General features: G+C 26.2%; 15 protein-coding genes and 1 tRNA gene. 5 read left to right on the top strand and 11 right to left on the bottom strand.

Features of this window, described 5'->3' with window-relative positions; all coding sequences use genetic code 11:
- Positions 1–864, top strand: an 864-nt coding sequence (locus tag LRB30_RS01295) for a 1-phosphofructokinase (protein ID WP_231018667.1), incomplete at its 5' end; no start/stop codon positions are given.
- 77 nt (positions 865–941) lie between these two features.
- Here the strand turns inward: LRB30_RS01295 and LRB30_RS01300 are convergent.
- The 6 genes from LRB30_RS01300 to LRB30_RS01325 form a co-directional block, all read right to left on the bottom strand.
- Entirely contained in the window at positions 942–1,259 is a 318-nt protein-coding gene (locus LRB30_RS01300; RefSeq protein WP_231014445.1) for a hypothetical protein, read from the bottom strand.
- A 150-nt stretch (positions 1,260–1,409) separates the two neighbouring features.
- Positions 1,410–1,483 (bottom strand) — tRNA-Asp (locus LRB30_RS01305).
- A gap of 37 nt (positions 1,484–1,520) precedes the next feature.
- Positions 1,521–3,359 carry an exodeoxyribonuclease V subunit alpha gene (recD, locus tag LRB30_RS01310; RefSeq protein WP_231018668.1) on the bottom strand — a complete coding sequence of 613 codons (1,839 nt, stop codon included), beginning with the start codon at positions 3,357–3,359 and terminating at the stop codon, positions 1,521–1,523.
- Complete coding sequence (gene recB, locus LRB30_RS01315) at positions 3,356–6,865, bottom strand: exodeoxyribonuclease V subunit beta (RefSeq protein WP_231018669.1); 3,510 nt, start codon at positions 6,863–6,865, stop codon at positions 3,356–3,358. The genes recD and recB overlap by 4 nt, the downstream gene beginning before the upstream one ends.
- A gap of 5 nt (positions 6,866–6,870) precedes the next feature.
- Entirely contained in the window at positions 6,871–10,110 is a 3,240-nt protein-coding gene (locus LRB30_RS01320) for an exodeoxyribonuclease V subunit gamma (RefSeq protein ID WP_231018670.1), read from the bottom strand.
- Between the two features lie 3 nt (positions 10,111–10,113).
- The gene (locus tag LRB30_RS01325; protein WP_231018671.1) at positions 10,114–11,559 is read right to left on the bottom strand and encodes a nicotinate phosphoribosyltransferase; all 1,446 of its coding nucleotides are present in this window, start codon (positions 11,557–11,559) and stop codon (positions 10,114–10,116) included.
- Positions 11,560–11,692: 133 nt separating this feature from the next.
- On the opposite strand from LRB30_RS01325, the gene zwf reads away from it, so the two are divergent.
- From zwf to LRB30_RS01340, 3 genes are all read left to right on the top strand, one after another.
- Positions 11,693–13,129 (top strand): glucose-6-phosphate dehydrogenase, encoded by a 1,437-nt coding sequence (gene zwf / locus LRB30_RS01330; protein ID WP_231018672.1) that lies wholly within the window; start codon positions 11,693–11,695, stop codon positions 13,127–13,129.
- 314 nt (positions 13,130–13,443) lie between these two features.
- Positions 13,444–14,787, top strand: coding sequence for a Na+/H+ antiporter NhaC family protein (locus LRB30_RS01335; protein WP_231014640.1), 1,344 nt, complete (start codon positions 13,444–13,446; stop codon positions 14,785–14,787).
- A gap of 115 nt (positions 14,788–14,902) precedes the next feature.
- The gene (locus LRB30_RS01340) at positions 14,903–16,258 is read left to right on the top strand and encodes a Na+/H+ antiporter NhaC family protein (protein ID WP_231014641.1); all 1,356 of its coding nucleotides are present in this window, start codon (positions 14,903–14,905) and stop codon (positions 16,256–16,258) included.
- 46 nt (positions 16,259–16,304) lie between these two features.
- On the opposite strand, the gene LRB30_RS01345 is transcribed toward LRB30_RS01340, so the two are convergent.
- From LRB30_RS01345 to ylqF, 5 genes are all read right to left on the bottom strand, one after another.
- Positions 16,305–17,351 carry an ABC transporter substrate-binding protein gene (locus LRB30_RS01345; RefSeq protein ID WP_231018673.1) on the bottom strand — a complete coding sequence of 349 codons (1,047 nt, stop codon included), beginning with the start codon at positions 17,349–17,351 and terminating at the stop codon, positions 16,305–16,307.
- A 19-nt stretch (positions 17,352–17,370) separates the two neighbouring features.
- Complete coding sequence (locus tag LRB30_RS01350) at positions 17,371–18,162, bottom strand: ABC transporter permease (RefSeq protein WP_231014530.1); 792 nt, start codon at positions 18,160–18,162, stop codon at positions 17,371–17,373.
- A gap of 3 nt (positions 18,163–18,165) precedes the next feature.
- On the bottom strand, positions 18,166–18,969 hold the full coding sequence (locus tag LRB30_RS01355) for an ABC transporter permease (protein ID WP_231014529.1): 804 nt from the start codon (positions 18,967–18,969) through the stop codon (positions 18,166–18,168).
- Positions 18,970–18,974: 5 nt separating this feature from the next.
- Complete coding sequence (locus tag LRB30_RS01360) at positions 18,975–20,018, bottom strand: ABC transporter ATP-binding protein (protein WP_231014528.1); 1,044 nt, start codon at positions 20,016–20,018, stop codon at positions 18,975–18,977.
- A gap of 77 nt (positions 20,019–20,095) precedes the next feature.
- Complete coding sequence (gene ylqF / locus LRB30_RS01365) at positions 20,096–20,935, bottom strand: ribosome biogenesis GTPase YlqF (RefSeq protein ID WP_231014527.1); 840 nt, start codon at positions 20,933–20,935, stop codon at positions 20,096–20,098.
- Between the two features lie 191 nt (positions 20,936–21,126).
- On the opposite strand from ylqF, the gene LRB30_RS01370 reads away from it, so the two are divergent.
- On the top strand, positions 21,127–21,792 hold the full coding sequence (locus LRB30_RS01370; RefSeq protein WP_231014532.1) for an N-acetylmannosamine-6-phosphate 2-epimerase: 666 nt from the start codon (positions 21,127–21,129) through the stop codon (positions 21,790–21,792).
- Positions 21,793–21,823: the final 31 nt, after the last annotated feature.

The following is a 21,823-nucleotide window of genomic DNA, read 5'->3' on the forward strand; positions in this document are numbered from 1 at the left end:
CAGGAAGGAAGTCTTAATTATGCTTTAAATAACAATTTTTTTGCTGGTGGTAAGGGAATAAATGTAAGCACTGTTCTTAAAAATTTGGGAAAACCCAGTACGGCTTTAGGATTTTTGGGAGGTTTTACAGGTGATTATATAAGATTTTCTCTTGATTCTAGGGGCATAAAAAACGATTTTATTAAAATAAAGCATGATACAAGATTAAATATTAAAATGATAGCAAATGGCAGAGAAACAGAAATTAATGCCAATTCTCCAGATATTTCTGAGAATGAATTTGAACTTTTGAAAGATAAACTTAAAAGTTTAACAAGTAATAGTATATTGGTGATGTCAGGAAGCGTTCCTTTAGCTCTTGGTGAGAATGCATACAATGAAATAGCTAATAGCATTTCTAATGATGTTAGACTTATCATTGATACTAGTGGCAAGCCTTTGCAAAAAATTCTTAGATTAAATCCCTTTTTGATAAAGCCCAATATTTATGAACTTGAGGATCTTTTTAATGCTAAATTTAACTCTATAAAAGAATTGGTTAAAATCGGAAAAAATCTTGTAGAAAGCGGGGTTCAAAACATTATAATTTCCATGGGAAGTGACGGAGCTATTTTTATTGGCGTTAAAAATGTTGCTTTTAGGGCTTTTGTTCCAAAGATTAATTCTGTTAGTACCATTGGAGCAGGAGATTCTGTGATTGCAGGATTTGTATATGCTTTTGATAATGGAAGTACTTTAGAAGATTCATTTAAATTTGGTGTTGCAGCTGGTACGGCTACGGCATTAAAAGGTAATCTTTGCGAATTTCAAGATGTTAAAAAGATGCTTTGTGAGATTAGGATTGAGGATATTTGCACTTCTTAATCTTTTAAAAATAAGCTTAAGAAGTGTTTTAAAACTTTACTGTAGCTTTTCAAAAGCTACAGTAAAGTTTAGTTTGCTTAAATTTTTGATTTATATAATTTCTTTTTTACTAAGGCTAATAATCCTGTAGCTACTATTAGCAATGCAACTATAGCCATGCTTGCAAATAGGCTGGTGGTTGTATTTGATTGAGAAATTTTTGCAGCGATTTCTGTAGTTTTCTCATCGCAAATACAGTTAACATACCCGCATATTGGACAGATTTCTTCTATTCCAAATTGGCTTAAGTTCCCATTTGGAATTACATTTTCTTTTATTATTGTTTTGGTTTGTGCAAAAACAGATGTTGAAATCAAAAGTAAAGCAGTGAAAAATAGATATTTTTTTAGATTCATTTTACATTCTCCTTATATATTTTTTCTTTTTTAATCGCTTAAATTACAACTTTTAAATTAAATGTTTATAAATTTTTCTTAAAACCTGCCAGAATATCAATAGATTCTAAAAGAAAAGCTTCTGACACGATAAAATGTAAAATTCATCATCGGGAGCGACGGGTCTCGAACCCGCGACCTCCTGCGTGACAGGCAGGCGTTCTAACCATCTGAACTACGCCCCCAAAGCCATTCTTTTAAAAGATTATAGTAGTTTTTAATTTATTTGTCAATTTCTTTAAATGAGTTTATGTGTTCTAGTATTTTTGAATCTCTTTTGCTAGATTTTTTGCTTAGCTTAATTATAGTTTCTTTGTTAGAAATTATTTCTAAGCTATATTTAGCTCTTGTTATTGCAGTATACATAAGTTCTTTTGTCAAAAAAGGGTTATTTTCTAATATTACTTTTATATGTTTATATTCAGAGCCTTGGCTTTTGTGTATTGTTGTGGCAAAGCTGAATTCATAATTTGTTAATAAATCTAAATTTATTTTTTTATATTTTTCCTCTTTTCTTTGGAATAAAGCATAAAATTTAGAATTTTCATTAAAAATAACACCTCGTTCTCCATTAAATAATTTATTTTTATAGTCAGTTTTAGTTATCATTATTATTTGGCCAATAAAGTTTCCATAGGTCTTTTTTAGGTAAGTTTTTATTATTTCATTTAGGTTTTTAGTTCCAAATTTGCCAAAATTTTTTGAACTTAAAATTATATTTTCAAGTAAAGTTTCAAGTATTGTTTCAATTTTTGATTCTTTTAGCAATTTAAGATTAAAAGTGGGTATTTTTTTATATAAATTGTTTGTATATTCTATTAGATCTTTTTTTAAGTTTATTTTTTCTATTTCTTTCAGTTGAATATTTTTATTGTTATTAATATATTTGCAAATCAAAGAACTATCTTCTTTGTATATTGCTTTTGAGAGCAAATTTATTTCTTTGTTGCTTCTAAAATTTTCTTTAAGATCTTCTACATTATCGTTATTTATTTTTTTTAATCCTAAAAGACTTGAATATACATTTCCTTCGTTTACTGATGGGAGTTGATTTTTATCTCCTACCATTATTAACTTAGTGGTTATTGGAGTTGCTTTTAGCAGTTTTAAAAAAGTATATGCATCTACCATTGAAGCTTCGTCAATTATTATTACGTCAAAATTTAATTGATTTTCTTCATCGTATAGATTTTTTTTGTTTATGAATTTGATTCCCAATAATTTTTGGATTGTGTTGCATTCTATTTCTAAATTTTTGAATGAATAGTCGATACTTGCTTGCAGCCTTAGGCTAGCTTTTCCTGTAGGGGCTGCAATTGCTACTAATCCTTTTTTTTTCTTGTCTAATGTTTTGTTAATTGCTTTTAAGATATAGTTAATAGTTGTAGTTTTGCCTGTTCCCGGGCCCCCGCTTAATAGAAAAAAATTGCTTTTTAATGCCTTTCTTACTGATGTAATTTGCTCTTTATTTAAATTATTGGTATTTAAATTTGATATTATATTTTGTATTTTATTTTCATTTAATTTGCTGTTATGGTTTTCTAATCTTTTTATGATTTGTTTTATTAACTCTTCTTCTTCTCTGTAGTTTTTTTGAGTATAAATGTAGATATTGTTTTCCAAGATTAGGGGAGTTGTAATTTTAAGCTTATTATTATTAAATTCCATTATTATATTGTTTTTCTTTAAAAGAAAAACAATGTACGTAATAGTTTCTGGATTTCCAAATGTTTCTAGTCCTTTTAGCATTTTTATTAATTTGTTGTAACTTTTATTGGTTTTTTCTAGGTTTTCTTTTGTGAATATTATTGTATTTTGAATATCTTTTGCTAATAGATTTATGTCGGCCCTTAGGTGGCCTTTATCAAAGTAGTTAAATAAAAATATTAAAAATATTACAATATTTTCATTGTTTATGGACTTTGCAAGTGTTTGTGCTTTATAACAATTTTTTTTATTGATATTTAAAAGTTCAATTATTTCATAAAGTTTAAGCTCAGGGGTTAAAAATTTTTTGGTTTTATTTTTTAAAAATTCTCTTAATACTAAAAAATCTCTCATAAGTATCTTTTAATGCTTAACTCCAATATGATTTTGTCTAAATCTACGTCGTTAAATTTTGGAAGATTAAAATAAATACCATTTTCAAATTTTGATTTTAAACATTCAACATTGTTTTTAAATGCTCTTGTAAAAAGATATATTATTCCACCAAATTTTTGATTATATTCTTTTTTGTTTTTAAATAATATTTTTTTTATCCCAAGAGCATATATTTTATATTGCAAATCATAATATTCCTTTTTTATTGTATTTTCTAAATTTGTTATATTATAATCATCCCTATCTTTTCCAAGATAGTTTGTTTTATAATCTAGGATATATATTTTATTATTAGCTTTAAATATGAGGTCTACTATTCCTTTTAAATATCCATCGTTTAATTTTATGTGAAGATCTTCAAAGTGTTTGTCAAAAAGATATTTTTGTTTTTGAAATTCAGGATTTATTTTTATTAAAAATTCCATTTCTTTTTGTAATTCTTCAATATCACACAGTCGAGCATTAATTGCTCTTATATTATAAGTTAATATGTTGTAAATCATTTTAGTTAATGAATTTTGTACTTCTATTGTATTGAGATTTGGATTAATTTTTTGTATTTGTTTTTCAATAATTTTAATGTTATTTTTTTTAAAATTATCAAATGTATCTTTTGCTGTGCTAAAGATTATTTCCTCCATAGCAGCATGTAAAATGTTTCCACTGTCTTTTCCTTTGGGCAAGGTCTCTTCTAATCCAGGCTCATAATCAAGTTCTGTATCTTTTTCATAGTTAATATTTTTAAAATCATAGTTTTCATAAAATGCTTTATGATGAGCTTGTGCTGTTAAACTTGAAAAACTAGATGTATATTCTTTTTTAAACATGTTTTTAATTATTGGTTTTGGCGGAATTAATTTTATATTTACATTTGTATTGTCTTTTTTTTTATTGAATATTTTTTGTTCAATAAATTCATATATGTTAAAGTCATGTTTAATATCATCAACAGTAAAAATTTTTGCTATTTCTAATAATTTGCTAGTTATGCTATTTGTTTTTGTAATAAAAAGAGCAAATTTAGCTCTTGTTGCTCCCACATAAAATATATTTTTTTCTTCGCTTAGTATTTTTAGTCTTGCATGTTTTTTATTTTCTTCCAATTTAAAAAAATCATATTCAATTTTTCCGTCTTGATAAAATTTGTAAAATTGATTTTTTTTTGAAAAAAAAATGCTATTTTCTATTGGAGTTGTATTTATTAAGAACACAATATTTATGCTAAGCCCTTTTGATTTGTGTATTGTCATGAGCTCTATAGATTCATTATCATTATTTATATTATTTGTTTTTTCTTCTATTTCTTCAGGCTCTTCATTTATTATTAGGCTTTCTAAAGTAGAGATTAGAGATTGTATGTTTTGTTCTTTATAATATATTTTAGAGATGATCTCAAGTATTGTTTCATGAGTTTTTAAATTTTCAAGCTTACCTTCTTTAATAAGAAGACCTTTGTAATTTATTTTATTTTTTGCCCATTCAATAATTTTTTGATCTTTGGTAATATTTGCAATTTTGATCCACAAATTTTTTTCGAATGTGATTTTGTTAATTGCATTTACTAATGTTATTTCATTTTTTTCAAGCGAAACTGTTATATTTTCAATAAATTCTTCTATAAGGTGAATTTTGTCTTGTTTGATTAAAATTCTTTGTAAATTCCACGGCACATTTAATATTTTGCTGCTTAGAATATAATTTAAGGTTTTAAAGTTTTGCTTTCGGTCTAAGCACTTAATAATATAAAAAATTTCGCTAAATTCTTTGGTTTTTAAAAAATTTTCTTGAGTTTTGTTTGTTTGAATTTGCTCTTTTTTTAATGCTTTGTCTATTAAATTGATTTCATTTTTTCCTCTGCAAAGTACTTTAATGTCTTGCATTTTAATATTTCTAATTGTATTGTTTTGAACAATTTTCCCATATGTAAGCAAATATTTTATTGTTAGTGCTGTTTTTTGGTAAATGTCTTCTTCGTTTTCTGTATTTGTGGTTATTATATTGATTCCTTCTATTTCTTTTCCGCCGATGACAATTTTATTATTGTCGTTTTTTTTATTTGGAAGTGAATTGGTAAATTCAATTTTTTCCATTTCATCGGCTATTGCATTATTGTATATATTATTAAAAATTTTATTTAAAGGCCCGATGAGTTTTTTACTTGATCTGTGATTTATTTTTAGTACAACTCTGGCGTCTGTATTGATTTTATTTTTTATTTCTTTGTTATAAAATGAAATGTCTGCTTTTCTAAAGGAATATATTATCTGTTTTGGATCGGCTATGAATATTAATTTTATTCCTGCTTTTTTTAATATTTTAAATATTTCAATTTGTATTAAGCTTAAATCTTGTGCCTCATCAATTAAAATGATTTTGTATCGATTTTTAATTGCATTTAGAAGTTTTTTGTCTTCTGATTTTAAGTGATTTTTTAAATTTGAAATTATGTAATTTTGATCTATTGTGTTTGTTGATTTAATAATTTTTTCTAATTCTTTTTCTATATACTTTAGTATTTTGTATTCAACTTTTAAAATAACATATTGCTTTAAATTGTTTCTATTTTTATTTCTATTGTCCTCTGATTTATATTTTTCATGTTTAATATTAATTCCCAAACAGATTAAATCATTTTTAATTTTAAGTTCTTTAGGCGATAATTTAGAATTTTTTTTAGTTTCTTTTTCTATTAGAGTTGAAAAAAATTTATTTTTTAATAATGTTTCTGCTATTTTGAATATGTCGTTTTCTTTAGAGTATTCTATTTCAAGTTTACCAGTTTGAATATGTTTATTATAAAAACTTAATATTTCATCTTTTGTCATTTTATCTAAATTTTCTATTATTTTGTTGTAATCTTTGATCAGCTCTTCCTTTTTAAGAAGAATGTTTTCAAATGCCTTTTGGGTTTTAAGCCAATCCCCAAGCTCTTGAGTTGTGTCTCTTTCGTAAGCTTTTTTTATTTTTAAAACAATCTCTTCTGTTTTCTTGGCATCAGATTTAAATACTTTAAGTTCGTAGTCTTTAATATCAAGAGTTTGAATTAGTCTGTCTGATTTTCTTAAAAAGTCATAAACTATTTCATCTATTTCTTTTGAAAATTTTTCTTTAGGTTTATATTTGGAGTAATTTTCTGTTTCAATTTGAAAATTATTTAAGGCATGTAATGCAAATTTATTGATTGTTGATATAAAGAGTTTTTTTGATTGCTCATAAGCTTCTTTTAAAATTTCATTTGCTTTTGAGTTCGAGTAAGCATTTTCTATTACTTTTAGTATTCTTGTATGCATTTCTTCTGTGGCTTTTTTTGTAAAAGTTAATACCAAAATTTCATTTATAGAGTACATCTTGGTTTTTATTAAATTTATAACCACGTTTTCAAGTATGTGAGTTTTGCCGGTGCCCGCCGATGCTTCTATTAATATTGTTGTGTTATTTTGAATTTTTTCTAGGATTTTGTTCATAAATTTTAATTTTTTGTCCTTACGAATTTAATGTAAAATTTTTCTATTAATATTAATAAATTTTCGTCTAACTTGAAATCATGAGTGTCTTTAAATCTGTTATAGTAATCGCAGAGTGTTATTTCGCTAGGTTTTAAAAATCTCTCGTGTGCTTTGCTTATGAAATAAGCTTTGGAAGGATTTTTTATCTGCATTTTTATGAAATTCTTAAAACAATTTGAAAAATTATTTTGATTTGTTTTTGTTAAAATTTTAATTATCAAGCTTTGATAAATTGGAGTTGGATAGCTTGATATGTATGCAAATTGCATAAGCATATTTTCAATGTCGTCAATTATTATTTCTTTGTTATGATAACAAATAGTCGTTTTTGCAGTTAAGTTTTCAAGATCAATTTTTACTTCTGTTAATGAATTAAAGTTTTGTATTTCTTTTTTTATTAATAGTCCTGTTATATATAAATCTATTTCATTTTTTATTTTATCTGAGATACTGCAATAGTCTTTTTTTACAAAATTTAAATAAAAATAATCGTTTTCGACTTTATACACATTCTCAATATCTTTTTTTAATTCAAATTCTATATTTTTTTTTTGAAAATTTAGTTTTATTGTTTTACAGAATTTAATTTTACTTTTTGTCATTACTGAAAGCTTTTTAAAGCTTTCAGTAGCATTGTATTTTAATTTGTTTATTTTTTTAAAGATTTTATTTACAATCGTTTTTTGATCTATATTGAAGGGAATGTTTCCTTGTTGTATTTCATATTTAATGTGGTTTTTAATAATTTCTATTGCTTTTCTTGCATCATCTTTTTTCCCTATTATGTATTCATGCAGTAATGTTGAATTTATTATAAGTCTGTAAATAATTTCAATAATACTGAAAATTTGTTCTTCTTGTTTTTCTTTGATTTCATTTTCCAATCTTATGTCTTGTATTTTAACGTTTAAAATTTTTTCATAAAAGTGTTTGTAAGGGTTAGAAAGGGCGCTTTTTAATTCGTATAAATTTAGTTTAATTGGGCTTTCTAGTTTAATTTTATTTTGCTTAAACCTAATTGGTTTAGAATTTTGTAGTATTTTTGCGATATTAAATGCTTCTGGATCATAGTTTATTAAATAATTTTCTTTTACATCTTTAAAATATGCTAGGTCGTGGTTTTCATTTGGATGTTTTTCTATTTGAAAATTTTTTTCATACTTTTGTATGTGTTCACATATTTTGTTTATTGTTTTTGATGTATTAATTTCTGGGCTTAAGTTGTCTTGAAATGAATAGTAAAGGTAAAATTTTTCTGATGTTGCAAAAATCAAATTAAAAAGAGCCACGATTGCCTCTTTTTCGGTATTCTCATGCTCATAGTATTCATTTAATAAATTCATATTATCATAATTTATATTAGAGTTGAATTTTTGAAATCCCAAAAAATGAATTTCTTTTTTTTGAAGATATTCTATTTCTTTATAATTGGCGATCAATATTCCATTTTTTTTATACATTACTCCGTATTTTTCTTTTTCAAGACTTTCCTCAAACATAATCTTAAAAAGATAAAATTCAATTTTTATTTCATTGATTTCTTTTAAATAGTTTTTGTAAAGATTGTCATTTAAATCTTTAGGAAAATTTTTAAAGGATTTTATCTTATTTTGTAAATATTCATCGGTTGTATTAAAGTCTTCAAGGTCAATATATTTTTGAATAAAAATTTCTATGATTTCTGCCCATTCATGTACTTTATATGCTTTATTTTTAAAATAGTTTATATCTTCGTACAAGCTTTTTACTATTGTTATAAGCTTTATTATTGATTCTTGATCTTGGAATCTTATGCTTTCTTTTTGAGTTTCTTCTTCGTATTTTTCTTCAAATATTTCAGACATTAAAAATCGATTAAATCCATCTTCCCATGAGTTTAAAAAGGTTTGATCATAGTTTAGATTTTCTTTGTGAATGTTGTTTGCACCAAAACTAATGTTCATTGCATCGCTAAATTCTATTAAATAGTTTAATTCAGATGTTGATATATTAAATTTTTTCATTACTTTGTTGTTACTTAGTAGGTCAAATATTTCTTTTCTACTAAAATTGCTAATTGTTCCGTTTTTTGATATGAAAAGATCCATTAGCCTTTTTAAGGCTATTATGCTTTCTCCTTTTGACAAATTGTTATAACATAGAGCGCTATATTCGATTTCATATTTATTTAGGCACTCTTCTATATATGGCAAATATTCATTAAATTTTTCTTGCAAACAAGTTATTGCTATGTCGCTTAATTTTAGGTTATTTTTTTGCATCGAGTGTACTATTTGATTTGTTAAAATTTCTACTTCACGTTTTTGATTTTTAGCTTCTATTATTTTAAAACTATCGTCCAATTTTGAAATTGGAGTTTTTGCTATGATATTATTTTTAATGCTTGTTAAAAAATTTTTACTTTTAAATAATTCAATATCTACTTTTTCTAAAGCTTGATATTGAATTGGGCTGATTTTTGTTTTTGTTAACAACAATTCTTTAACAAGAGTGGATTCATAGTTGAGTAAATCTTCAAAAATTAATACATGCACGTCAAAGTTAAAAATTTTTTCTAAAGAGTTGAGAATTTTTTTTTCAACCTCTCTGTTATTGCCAATAAATATTATTTTTTTAATTTCAATTTCTATATTTTTTGTTGGTTTTTCTTGAATTATTTTTTTATGCAAGTTTAAAAGATTTTTTTGATTTTCAAAGAGCTTTTTAAATAGTTCTCTTTGCATATTCTCGTAGGGTTTTAAATTTTCTTCTTGGAATAAAAATCCATTGTCTTCCCAAGTTTCAATTAATTTTGAAAATTTTGAGTAATAATGGTGGAATAAATCTATTATTTTTGATGCAAAAAAGTATCTATTCTTTGTTGATTTGAAATCTTTTATGTATTTTAGCTTTTCAGTTTTTAATATGTTATATAAAATGAATTTTTCTGTTTCCAAGTAAAATGAAAAAGTGTTTTCTTCTATGTATTTTTTTATATTGGGATTTTTAAAAGAAATTTCATATATGCTTTTTACGGCATTTTTTTTAATATTTAGATTATAAGAAATCCCATTTAGTTTTGCTATAGTTTTTTTAATTTCTTCTCTTAAGAGATCATTTTTTACTATGATGAGTGTTTCTTTTTTAAAAATATTGTCGTTTTGAGTTAGTTCTTTAATTTTATTATAAATTTTATTTACTTTGTTAGTTTTATATATATGCATATATTAATTACTTTTGTTATCTTTTATGAGCTTGTTTTTTAACTTTCTTAAGTTTTTACTGATACTTACTTTATATATGTGAGGATTAATTATTCTCCTATATGTATGTTCAAGTTTGCTTAAGTCAAGCTTGGTTTTATTTCTAATATTGGTTAAGCTAGACTCGTAGCCTTTGCTAAGTTTCTCATTTTCTAAGACAGTATGAATTAGAAATTCAAAATCGTCATATTGTTTGATGGTTTTGAAAATGTTATCTTGTATTGGATGAAAAACGGTAAATTCTTTTCTTGAATCTAAATGGTTTTTGATTTTATCTTTTTCTTCTTTTAAAAATATAAAATCAAGGATCATTTGTCCATTTAAATAGATTCTTACAATTTCTTTTTCATCAGGCAATGTGGATTTTTCTGCGTTATTTGATATTTTTATTTTTGGTATAAATTTTCCATTTTTTTCTATAGAGATCATTTTATATACTCCCGAAAGGTTTGGATCTCCTTTTGCTGTAACTAAATTTGTTCCAACGCCCCAAATATCAATTGGCGCATTTATTGAATTTAAGTACATGATAATATTTTCGTCAAGCTCATTAGATGCAATAATTTTTACATGATTTAATCCATTTTTGTCTAATTCTTTTCTTGCTGCTTTGCTTAAATATTCAAGATCTCCGCTATCAATTCTTATTGAAAAGTTATTTTTCTCTTCCTGTTTTAGTTCTTTGAATATTTTAATGGCATTTTTTAATCCGCTGTTAAGCGTGTCGTAAGTATCTATTAGCAAGCTTACTTTTTTTGGATATGTTTTTGCATATTCTCTGAATGCTTGCTCTTCGTTTTCAAAACTCATTACCCAACTATGAGCCATTGTTCCTGTAACTGGTATATTGTATTTATATCCAGCTAGCATATTGCTTGTAAAATCTGCTCCTCCTATGTAGGCAGCTTTGCTGGCAGAGAGCGCTCCATTTATTCCTTGCGCTCTTCTTAGCCCAAGTTCTGCTAAAATTTTTGCACCAGATTCTTTTATTCTAGCGGTTTTTGTTGCTATCAAACTTTCAAAGTTTATTATATTTAAGACCAATCCTTCTATTAATAATAATTCTATTAAGTGTCCTTCGATCACGACTACTGGAGTATAGGGAAAAACCAGGCGACCTTCTTCTATTGAGCTTATTTTTATGTTTAGTTTAAATTCTCTTAGAAAGTTTAAAAATTGTTCATCTAATATATTAAAGCTTTTTAAATATTTAAGTTCATTTCCTCCAAAACGAATATTTTTTAATTCATTAATTAATGTGTGCATTCCAGCTAAAACAATATAGCCATTTTTAAACGGTGTTTTTCTAAAAAATACTTCAAATTTTGCTTTAGGATTAATGCCTTTTGTAAAATAAGCATTCATCATTGAAATTTCATAAAAATCTGTAAATAGTGATAGATTTTTCATTCTCCTTATTATATACTAGTTTTGTTTGTAAAAAAATGATATTTAATTAAATGATATTTAATTTTTGCTTGCTAATCTTTATGAATATGTTTTTTGTGATATATAATAAATTGACCAGATTGGACTAAATTCTATGAAAGAAAAAAGTGTTTCTAATTTTGATATTGTAATTTTTGGAGTTACTGGGAATTTGTCTAGAAAAAAACTTATTCCTTCACTTTTTAATTTATTTAAAAATAAATGTATTAGTAATTTTAGAGTTATTGGTTTTTCTCGTAAAATTTTTACAGATAAAGAATTTAGATTGTATATTAAAGATTCTTTATGGCAGGAAGAGACCGATTCTTTGATTGAGATTTTTTTAAATTTTTTTGTTTATGTATTTGGCGATTTTAATGAAAAGGAGCCTTATAAAAATTTATTTAAATTTTTAGATAAAAGTCGAGAAACGATATATTATCTTTCGACGTCTCCTGCATTTTATGGACCTATAATCAATCATTTGAAAAAGTATTTTTTAAGTGAAAGATTGGCTTTGTCAAAAATAGTTCTTGAGAAGCCTTTTGGCTCTAGCCTTGAGACAGCAAAAAAATTAAATACTTTGCTTTATTCTGCTTTTAAAGAAGATCAAATTTATAGAATAGATCACTATTTAGGTAAAGAAACGGTTCAAAATATTTTTACATTTAGATTTGGCAATTCTATTTTTGAAAATATTTGGAATAATCGTTATGTAGATTTTGTTCAGATTACGGTAGCAGAAGAATTGGGTCTTGATGGAAGGGTAGAGTATTATGATTCTGTTGGGGCTTTGAAGGATATGGTTCAAAATCATATTTTACAATTGTTAAGCCTTGTTGCAATGGAGTCTCCCATTAAATTTGATTCTGAGTTTATTCATGCTGAAAAAGTAAAAGTTTTAAAAAGTTTGAGAAAAATTAGCAAAGAAGACATTAAGCATTACATTGTTAAAGGTCAATATATAGGCTCACAAGTTCAAGGGGTTTTTAAAAAAGGCTATAAAGATGAAACAGAATTTTTAGGAAATTCAAATACTGAAACTTATTTAGCTATGAAGGTGTTTATTAATAATTGGCGTTGGTCTGGTGTTCCTTTTTATCTAAGAACTGGCAAAGGTCTTGCTAGGAAATTTTCAGAAATATATATTCAATTTAAAAAACCAAGCTTTACTCTTTTTAACAATAGTTCTGTTGATTTTTCCAATGCTTTAATATTTAGGATTCAACCAAGGGATGGAATTGAAATTAAATTCAATACTAAAAAACCCGGATATAATTATGAAATTCAAACTGCTAATATGGAATTTTCATATCACGGGACATTTAAAAGATTGTTTGATGAGGCTTATGAGCGTTTATTGTTAGACGCTTTTTTAGGGGATGGTACTTTGTATGCGACAAGCGATGAGATTGAAAGTTCTTGGGAATTTGTTTCAGACATTGCAAATAAATGGGCAGATATCGAAATTTGTAATTATTTTTATGGCTCTGAAGGACCAAAAGAGATAGATTCTATTTTAGAAAAAGACCATTTTTGGCGTAAAATTTAATCTTCTAGTTTTTTAAAAAATATTTTTTAAATAGATAAATAGATAAATGAGATAGAATTTTTTATGTAATTTATCCCTATCCCTTTTTAACGCTTGTTTTATTTATAATGAGTGCCTTCAGATTTTTATTTCTTGTGACTTAGTAGTAAAGTTTTTGATAAATTTTATTTTTCTTTTTATATATTTTAGGATAGTTTATGATTATTGTTCTTGATTTGATTGCAAATTTATGCATCAATCAATAATTTGCGGTATCATTAAAAAATATAAGTAATCTTTTTTATAAAAACAATGCTTATATTGAAAGGATGTATATGGAAAATATTGAAGTAAGAGGGCAGCCAAATTTTTTTGGACTTATTCCTTTTTTTGTTTTTATTATTATCTATTTAGTCACGGGAATTTATTTAGGGGTTATTGGTGTAGAAATGGCCTTTTATCAACTACCGGCTAGTGTTGCAATGTTTTTAGCTTCCATTGTTTGTTTTTTGGTGTTTAAAGGAAAATTTTCTGATAAAATTCACATATTTATTAAAGGAGCTTCTCAGTACGATATTATACTAATGTGTCTTATTTTTATGCTTTCAGGCGCTTTTTCTTCTCTTTGCAAAGAATTGGGCTGTGTTGAAGCTGTAGCAAATTTAGGAATTAAATATATTAATCCTAATTGGATTGCTTCTGGTATATTTTTTGTAACTTGCTTTCTCTCTTTTTCTGCTGGTACTTCTGTTGGATCTATTGTTGCAATTGCTCCTATTGCTTTTAATATTGCTGTTAAAAGTGGTATTAATCCCAATTTAATAGCGGCATCTGTAATGTGTGGGGCAATGTTTGGGGATAATCTTTCTTTAATATCAGATACAACTATTGTTTCTAGTCGAACTCAAGGTAGCAGCATTTTAGATGTTTTTATTAGTAGTAGTTTTTATGCTTTTCCATCTGCTATACTAACTTTTTTTTCTTTTTTCTTTCTTTCTGAAAATTTGTCTAATACCACAAGCTTTTTACATGAAGGTTCAATAGATTTGGTAAAAACCGTTCCTTATTTAATAATTATAATTTTTTCTTTGGCTGGAATGAATGTTTTTATAGTTCTTTTTTTAGGCATTTTTTCCATATGTCTTATTAGCGTTTTGTATGGTAATTTATACTTTCTAGATGTAATGAAAAACATTAATAAAGGGTTTTTAAATATGGCAGATTTAATTTTTCTCTCAATTTTAACAGGAGGAGTTTCTTTTGCCGTGATTCATAATGGAGGTTTTAAATGGCTACTTGTTAAATTAAAATCTTTAATTAGAGGGAAAAGTTCAGCGGAATTTTCTATTGGGGCTTTTGTTTCAATAGTTGGTGTTTTTCTTGCTAATAACACAATTGCCATACTTATTTGCGGAAAAGTAGCAAAAAATATAGCTTTTGAAAATAACATCAGTGTTCAAAGAAGTGCTTCTATTTTAGATATGTTCTCTTGTATTTTTCAAGGCATTATTCCTTATGGTGCTCAAATGATTATTTTAGTTAACTTTTCAAATGGACTTGTGTCACCAATTAGTGTTTTGCCATTTTTAGTTTATTTTGGGTTTTTATTTTTTTTTGTTATTTTATCTATTGTGGGCCTTGATATAAAAAAACTTTTTTTATTTTTTTTAAAAAAATAAAATTTTGAAAATTTTAAGATTTGCATTGTTTAATTTTGTTTGATTTTATTTAGAATAAATTGTTCTTAATTATGTTATATGATTTAGGAGGTTTAAATTGGAAAGAGATTTGAGGTTGGGAAGAGAAACTAATGTAGTTCCAAATTTTTGGGGACTTATGCCTTTTTTTCTTTTTATAGGGATTTATATTGGTACTGGAATTATTCTTTATTTTAATGGTATAGAAAGAGCATTTTATCAAATGCCTCCCTTAGTTGCTATGTTTATTGCTATTGTTTTGACATTTATTATTTTTAGGGGATCTTTTTTAGCAAAAATGAATAAATTCATTGAGGGATGTGCTCAGCAAGATGTTATTTTTATATCTTTAATATTTATGTTATCCGGTGCCTTTTCTGCTGTTTGTAAAGAAATAGGAAGTGTTGAGGCTGTAGTAAATATTGGCCTTAAATATGTTCCATTGAATTTGATAGTATGTGGCATTTTTTTAATTACTCTTTTTTTGTCTTTTTCTACTGGGAGTTTTATGGGTACTGTTGTTGCTGTTGCTCCTATTGCTTTGGAACTTGCAGATAAGGTAAATATCCCTCTTCCATTGATTGCTGGTACTATTCTTAGTGCTGGTGCATTTGGAGATAACATGTCTTTAATATCAGATACTCCTATTATTTCAAGTCATACCCAAAAGGTTAATATTGTTGATGTTTTTAAAAATGGAGCTTTTTATACGTTTCCAGCAGCAATTTTAGCAAGCATAGTTTTTGCATTTTTAGGTTCTTATTATTGCAAGACCGACAGTTTTATTATTGAGCCTGGTGAGATAAATTTTTTTAAAATTATTCCATATGTTTTTGTTATGGTTGTTGCAATCTCAGGTTTTGATGTATTTTTAGCCTTGTTTTTAGGTATTGTTGTTGCCGGCATTATTGGAATTTATTACGCAGATATTACTTTTTTATTGCTGGCTAAAAAAATCAATGAAGGATTTTTAGGCCTAGGGGAAATGTTTATTCTTGTTATTTCTACAGGTGGAATTTCTTATATGACAATTAAGTATGGGGGGTTTGATTGGTTGCTTTTAAAATTGCAAAAATTATCAAAGTCCAAAAGAACTTCTGAATTTGTCATTGTTGTTTTAGTTGGTATTTTGACCATGTTTCTTGCAAATAATGGGCTTGCTATTTTAATGAGTGGTTCTGTTGTAAGATCAATAGCTAAGGAGAATAATTTAAATTCAAAGCGTATTGCGGCCTTACTTTGTATGTCTTCATGCTTTTTTTTAAGCATTTTGCCTTATAGTATGCATGTTATAGCTCTTGTAGATTTTACAAAAGGCAAGCTTTCTCCTTTTGCCATTTTTCCATTTTTAATTTATCAAGGATTTTTGTTCTTATTGATTGCTTTATCTCTGATTGGACTTGATATAAAATTAGTATTTAAATCTTTTTTAAAAAATAGTTGCAAAACTTAAAAGCTTTAAATTTTAAAAGCTTTTAAGTTTTCTTAAATTTAAATATTCAAGAAGATAGATTTAAATATATTTTAAGGATTTCTTCTTTTATTTTTTTAGGTATTTTTTTAAAAATTTCAAATTTTGAAAAATCTTTTGGTAAAAATTTTTCTTCTAAATATAACTTCATTTCGGGGTTGTTTTTTGCCTCTTCTTTTATTCTTTTTATTACGTTTTTGTTTGGAGAATTATATCTAGTTTCTTTAAAATTTTTATAAGATGGCTCATTCTCGTATAAAAAGTTTATAAATTTGTAAGCCAAGTTTTTATTTGGAGCATCAATAGGAATTACAAATGCATCTATCCATAGATTTGTGTTTTCTGGCGCATAAAAATCTAAGTTTTTGTCTTTTAGCATAGCGTTTTGTGCTTCGCCGCTCCATGTGAGTTGAATAGATGCTTCTCCATTTAGCATTAATGATTTTGCAGGCACATCTGAAAAATATCCGATTAATAGTGGATTTTGGATTTTTAAAAGCTCCCCCGCTTCTTTAATTTTATCTTTATCATGTTCATTTATTGAGTATCCAAGTTTTTTTAAAGCAACTCCAATATTGTCTTTAGGGGAATCTAGCATTGTAATCTCTTTTTTGTATTTTTTATTAAATAATATGTCAAAACCTTGCATATCATTTAAATCTATTTTAGTTTTATTGTAAAGTATTCCCATTAATCCCCAGTAGGCTGGCACTGAATAAAGATTGCCAGGATCATGTTCCAAGTTTGTAAGATTTTGGGTAATATTTTTTGTTACATTTGGCAATTTTGAGTAATCTAATTTTTCAATTTTACCTTCATCAATTAATTCTTGGATTAAATATTCTGATGGGACTATTATATCGTAGTAATTCTTTGTGTTGTTAAATTTAGCCATCATTTCTTCATTGTTGTGAAAGATTTCGTAATTAATTTTTATATTGTTTTCCTTCTCAAATTGATCTAGCAAAGTCTCGTCAATATATTCTGCCCAATTAAATACGTTTAAAGTTATTGTGTCTTTGTTAGTGCAAGCAAAAGTTGTAAGAATTGCTATTAATATAAAAATTTTTTTCATAAGTACTCCTTTTTTCATTTTAAAGTTCAGCACCTGTTGTTAATTTTTTAATTCCTATAAATTTATTAATAATAAACAAAAGGCTTAATATTGTGAAAAACAATATTGCAGAAATAGCATTTATTACGGGCTTGATGCCCCTTTTTGTTAGTGAGTTTATTAGGATAGATAAATTATTGAATCCCTGCCCAGTGGTGAAAAATGATATCAAAAAATCATCTATTGATAATGTGAAAGCAATAAGAGCTCCAGTTGCTATGCTTCCGACGATTTCTGGATAAATTATATTGAAGAATATTTGAATTTCTGAGGCCCCCAGATCTTTGGCAGCATCAATAATATTGTTAGGAAGAGAATATAATTTGGGTAAAATTATTATTACTACGTATGGTGTTGAAAAAATTATATGTGATATTAGCATTGTGGAAAATCCCAATTGCATTTTTATTGTAGAATAAAATGTCATTAAGCTTATCCCTGTTACAATGTCAGGATTAATTATTGTTATTTTATTTGCAGATAATAGTGTTGTTTTTAATTTTTTGTTTTCTGATTTATAAATTGCATAAGCACCAATAATTCCAATAACAACAGAAGTCAAAGATGAGATTGTAGCTATTAAAATGGTGTTAAATATTGCTGATTTGATTTGACTTGAGGCAAAAATTTCTTTATACCATTTTAAACTAAATCCTTGCCATATGAATCCACTGTCACCAGAGTTAAAAGAATAAATTATTAAGATTATTATTGGAAGGTAAATAAAGCTAAGTATTAGAAATAAGAAAATGTTTTTAAAGGCTCTAAACATATTTTACTCTCCATTATTTTTTCGCATTAATTTTATTATTATTAAATTAAAAATTAATATCACTAACATTAAAATAAATGAGATTGCAGCTCCAGTATTCCAGTCTTCTATAAAGAGAAACTGTTTGCTTATTAGATTTCCTATTAAAATTTGTTTAGAGCCCCCTAGTAAATCTGAAATGATAAATACCGTAATTGAAGGAATAAATACCATAATTATTCCTGTTGCCAGGTAAGAGAGTGTTAGGGGTATTTTTATATAAAGTAATATTTGCCACATTCTTGCTCCAAGATCTTGTGCTGCTTCAATGTATTCTGGCTTAATTTTTAAAAGTCCTGTGTATATTGGCAAGATCATAAAAGGCAAAAAATTGTATACCATGCCTATTGTAACAGCCTGTTCATTATAAAGAAGATCTAAAGTTCCAATTCCTATCTTTTCAAATAAGTTATTGATGAATCCGTTTTTTCCAAGTATTCTCATCCAGGCATAAGTTCTAAGCAATGTATTTATCCACATAGGAAGTATTATCATGATTATTAATTTGTTTTGAGCACTTTTTTTTGATAAGGAAATTAGCCAGGCGGCAGGATAGCCTATTAAAATGCAAAAAGTCGTTGCTATTGTTGCGAGTTTTAGACTTCTTGAAAAGATACTAAGATAATTTGGATTTAAAAGTTCAATAAAATTATAGATAGTAAATTCATTTTTTTCATTTAAAAATCCAAGCAATATTATTATTAGTAAGGGAAAAATACTAAATGTCAATAGGAATATGGAATATATGATTAATATCAACTTTTTCACAACCATTATTCCTTGTGCATAACATGAATATCATCAGGTTCTAAGAATATGTCAACCTCTTCTCCAACTTTTGTAAGTCTTGTGCTTTGAACTATCCAATTTGTTTTTTGAATTTCTAGAGTCATTTCGTAATGAACTCCTTGAAAAATTGCCGATGTTATAGTTCCACTTAAATGTCCTTTTCCTTTTGGAAGCAGTTTTACATCTTCTGGGCGTATTACAAGGTCAACTGCTTCTTCAGATTCAAATCCCCTGTCAAGGCATTCAAATTCATGGCCAAGCAAACTTACAACCAGCTCCTTTTTATATGTTCCATCAAAAATATTACTTTCTCCAATAAAATCGGCTACAAATTTTGTTTTAGGTTCATTATAAATTTCTTCAGGAGTTCCTACCTGTAAAATTATTCCTTCATTCATTACAACAATTCTATCACTCATTGTTAGTGCTTCTTCTTGATCATGAGTAACATATATGAATGTGATTCCAAGTTGTCGCTGTATTTTTTTTAATTCTTTTTGCATTTCTTGCCGCATTTTTAAATCAAGCGCAGAAAGTGGCTCATCTAGCAATAAAAGCTTAGGTTCCATTACTATTGCTCTTGCTATTGCAACTCTTTGTTTTTGCCCTCCCGATAGTTCGTTAATATTTCTGTATGCATATTTTGGCATGCCTATCAGTGAAAGAGATGTTTTTACTTTTTCTTTGATAATATCTTTTGGCGTTTTTTTCATTCTAAGTCCAAATGAAATATTGTCAAAAACATTCATATGCGGGAAAAGCGCATAATTTTGAAATACAGTATTAATTTCTCTTTTGTTTGGGCTGGTTTTAGATATTTCTTTAGAAAAGAAATAAATTTCTCCATTTTTTTGATTTAAAAAACCACCCAATATTTTTATTAATGTTGTTTTTCCACATCCGGATGGGCCTAGTAATGTAATAAACTCATTTTTTTTAATTTTTAAATTTATGCTATCTAGAATTTTGTTTTCGCTGTTTTCATAATAATGACTTAGATTTTTAATCTCTAGGATACAATTATCCAACTAATTCCAACCTCCTTATGGCTGTATTAATACAAATCAAGATTATACTTAATATTATTATTTATGTAAATGCCTTTTTAAAGGGCATTATAATTCTTGTCAAGAATTATTTTGCCAAATTTACCTTCTCTGAATTCTTTAATTAATATTTTTGATGCTTTCTCAAGGTTGAGTTCATTTTTTTTACCGATTAATTTTCTTGCTTTTGCAAAATTTTGTAGAATATCAAGTGAATTTTTATGAAATATTTCGTATTTTTTTAGTAAAATATTTTTATTATTTTGATCCATTATTTCAAGCAAATACAGTGCAAGATCTATATTATCTACTATTTCATTTTTAATCATACCCAATATTGCAAGTTTTTTTGCAATCGATTGGTCTACTAGATTATGCCATAAAACTCCCGGCATATCAAAAAGATTGATTTCTTCATTTATTTTTACTATTTGTATATTTTTAGTATATCCAGGTTTATTAGCAACTTTTGCACTTTTTTTACCGGACAATAGGTTTATTATTGAAGATTTTCCAACATTTGGGGCTCCAATAATCAAAACCTTTATTTTTTCTTTATAATTTTTTATCTTTTTAACAATGGTTAATTTTTTAATAATATCTATTATTTGCTTACGCATTCCTTTTTTGTAAATATTGCTTATTATTACAGTATTGTCAAGATTTTCAAAATATTTTTTCCATTTTATAATTTCATTTATTTGAGCAATATCAGATTTGTGTAAAAGAATTATTTTAGCTTGATTTTTAATAATTTTTTCAGTTAATGGATTTTTACTGCTAAATGGAGCTCTAGCATCAAGTATTTCTAGCACAATATTAGCTTTTTGCAAATTATTCTTTATCAGATCCAAGGCTCTTTTCATGTGTCCAGGAAACCAGTTGATTTTATTTATCATGCCTAAATTATAGCTTAATGTGTATTGAATGATAAATTATTTTTATGTTTCGAATTTATGCTAGTTTTCTTTAAAAGAATTGTTTTTTTTAAAGAAAAAATATAATCTGTATTTAAGTTTTTATATTTCTTTTAAAAAAATAAATTTTATAGGAGGTTTGAATTATTATTGCAAAAATCAAAAGAGGGTTAATAGTATCTTGTCAAGCCCTTGAGAACGAGCCTTTACATAGTAGTTTTATTATGTCTAAGATGGCTTTAGCAGCTAAAATAGGTGGAGCTATTGGAATAAGAGCCAACGGAGTTAATGATATTAGCCAGATTAAGTTGGAAGTTGATTTGCCAATAATAGGTATTATTAAAAAAAATTATAATAATTGTGATGTGTTTATTACTCCTACCATGAAAGAGATCGATGAGCTTTGTAATGAAGGGGTAGATATAATTGCCCTTGATGCTACTTTTAGAAATAGACCTGATGGTGTGTTACTTGATGATTTTTTTAAAAATATTAAAAAAAAATATCCAAAGCAGTGTTTGATGGCAGATATTTCTTCTTTAGATGAAGCTATTAATGCCGATAAATTGGGATTTGATTTTATTGGAACAACTTTGTATGGCTATACAAAAAATACCAATGGCTTAAATATCGCGGACAATGATTTTAATTTTTTAAAGACCTTGCTTAATTCTAATTTGAAATCTACTTTAATAGTGGAAGGAAAAATAGACACCCCTTTAAAAGCTCAGAAATGTTTTGAAATGGGGGTTGATTTAGTGGTTGTAGGGGGCGCTATTACAAGGCCTGCTGAGATTACTAAAAAATTTGTAGAAAAAATAAATCAAATTAAAAAATAATTTTAAACTTAAGGGTTAATTTATTTTTTAT

This window comes from Borreliella americana (assembly GCF_021043605.1).
In the GTDB taxonomy this organism is placed as follows: Bacteria; Spirochaetota; Spirochaetia; order Borreliales; family Borreliaceae; genus Borreliella; species Borreliella americana.

What these genes read in the sequence shown, in the direction of transcription:
- LRB30_RS01300 (WP_231014445.1), bottom strand. Translation starts at nt 1,259, where the DNA reads ATGAATCTAAAAAAATATCTATTTTTCACTGCTTTACTTTTGATTTCA.
- recD (WP_231018668.1), bottom strand. Translation starts at nt 3,359, where the DNA reads ATGAGAGATTTTTTAGTATTAAGAGAATTTTTAAAAAATAAAACCAAA.
- recB (WP_231018669.1), bottom strand. Translation starts at nt 6,865, where the DNA reads ATGAACAAAATCCTAGAAAAAATTCAAAATAACACAACAATATTAATA.
- LRB30_RS01320 (WP_231018670.1), bottom strand. Translation starts at nt 10,110, where the DNA reads ATGCATATATATAAAACTAACAAAGTAAATAAAATTTATAATAAAATT.
- LRB30_RS01325 (WP_231018671.1), bottom strand. Translation starts at nt 11,559, where the DNA reads ATGAAAAATCTATCACTATTTACAGATTTTTATGAAATTTCAATGATG.
- zwf (WP_231018672.1), top strand. Translation starts at nt 11,693, where the DNA reads ATGAAAGAAAAAAGTGTTTCTAATTTTGATATTGTAATTTTTGGAGTT.
- LRB30_RS01335 (WP_231014640.1), top strand. Translation starts at nt 13,444, where the DNA reads ATGGAAAATATTGAAGTAAGAGGGCAGCCAAATTTTTTTGGACTTATT.
- LRB30_RS01345 (WP_231018673.1), bottom strand. Translation starts at nt 17,351, where the DNA reads ATGAAAAAAATTTTTATATTAATAGCAATTCTTACAACTTTTGCTTGC.
- LRB30_RS01350 (WP_231014530.1), bottom strand. Translation starts at nt 18,162, where the DNA reads ATGTTTAGAGCCTTTAAAAACATTTTCTTATTTCTAATACTTAGCTTT.
- ylqF (WP_231014527.1), bottom strand. Translation starts at nt 20,935, where the DNA reads ATGATAAATAAAATCAACTGGTTTCCTGGACACATGAAAAGAGCCTTG.